The sequence below is a fragment of the Geodermatophilus siccatus genome (genome assembly GCF_900103785.1).
GTDB classification, from domain to species: Bacteria; Actinomycetota; Actinomycetes; order Mycobacteriales; family Geodermatophilaceae; genus Geodermatophilus; species Geodermatophilus siccatus.
On record NZ_FNHE01000036.1, the window covers coordinates 1 to 1,316 of the forward strand.

Consider the following 1,316-nt stretch of genomic DNA (forward strand, 5'->3'; position numbering starts at 1 on the left):
ACACCGTGGCTCCCGCGCCGCGGGCCAGTGCCACCGGCGGGGTGCGGTAGTTGTGCATCATCACCGCCGACCAGCGGGCGGCCAGCTCCTCGGTGTGCGTCACTGCGCCGTCCCCTCCTCGTCGGTCGGCAGGGACGGGACGACCATCGTCCCGGTCCCCTCGGTGGTGAACATCTCCAGCAGCAGGGCGTGCGGGGTGCGCCCGTCCACGACGGTGGCCCGGCGCACGCCCCCCTCGACCGCCCGCAGGCAGGCCGCCATCTTCGGCACCATCCCCGAGTCCAGCGTCGGCAGGATCTCGGCCAGCTCGCCGGCGGCGATCTGCTGCACCAGCGAGTCGCGGTCGGGCCAGTCGGCGTAGAGCCCCTCCACGTCGGTGAGGACGACGAGCTTCACCGCGCCGAGCGCGACCGCGACCGCCGCGGCGGCGGTGTCGGCGTTGACGTTGTGCACCACGCCGTCCCGGTCCGGGGCGACGGTGGCGATGACCGGGATGTGCCCGGACGCCAGCAGTGCCCGGACGGGGGCCGGGTCGACCGCGACGACGTCCCCGACCAGTCCGACGTCGACCTGCTCGCCGTCCACCGTGGCGAGGGTGCGCTCGGCGGTGAACAGCCCGCCGTCCTCCCCGGACAGGCCCACCGCCAGCGGGCCGTGCTCGTTGATCAGCCCCACCACCGCGGGGGTCACCTGGCCGGTGAGCACCATGCGGACGACCTCGATCGTCTCCTCGGTGGTCACCCGCAGGCCGCCGCGGAACTCGCTGGAGATGCCCAGCCGGCCGAGCATCTCGGTGATCTGCGGGCCGCCGCCGTGCACGACGACCGGGAGGATGCCGCAGGTCCGCAGGAAGACCATGTCCTCGGCGAAGGCCCGGCGGCACTCCTCGTCGACCATCGCGTGGCCGCCGTACTTGACCACCACCACGTTGCCGTGGAACTCCTTCAGCCACGGCAACGCCCCGGTGAGCACGGCGACCTTGCGGGCGTCGCCCTCGGGGTCGTAGGTCCGCATGACCCGGCTGGTGCCGATCCGCTTGCGGACGGCGGGCACCGTGGGCGGTTCCTCGTCGACGCGGACGTCGGGCGGGGTGGGGTCCTGGGCGGCCGGGTCGTGCGCGGTGGTCACGTGCGGCTCGGGGTCGGGTGCTGCCAGGTCGCTCATGTCGAGTAGGCCGAGTTCTCGTGGACGTAGGCGATGGACAGGTCGTTGGTCCAGACGGTGGCCTGCTCGCCACCGGCGTTCAGGTCGACGTCGATGGTGATCGCGCGGCCGGTGAGGTCGACGCCCTCGCGGGGGTCGCCGATCGCCCCGCC

The 1,316-nt window shown here is 73.6% G+C and carries 2 protein-coding genes; both read right to left on the reverse strand.

The window, feature by feature from the left end:
- Positions 1 to 99: 99 nt before the first annotated feature.
- Positions 100 to 1,164, reverse strand: coding sequence for an acetylglutamate kinase (argB, locus tag BLS21_RS24420; RefSeq protein ID WP_245700760.1), 1,065 nt, complete (start codon positions 1,162 to 1,164; stop codon positions 100 to 102).
- Complete coding sequence (locus BLS21_RS26525; protein WP_425431631.1) at positions 1,161 to 1,307, reverse strand: bifunctional ornithine acetyltransferase/N-acetylglutamate synthase; 147 nt, start codon at positions 1,305 to 1,307, stop codon at positions 1,161 to 1,163. The genes argB and BLS21_RS26525 overlap by 4 nt, the downstream gene beginning before the upstream one ends.
- Between the last annotated feature and the right edge of the window lie 9 nt (positions 1,308 to 1,316).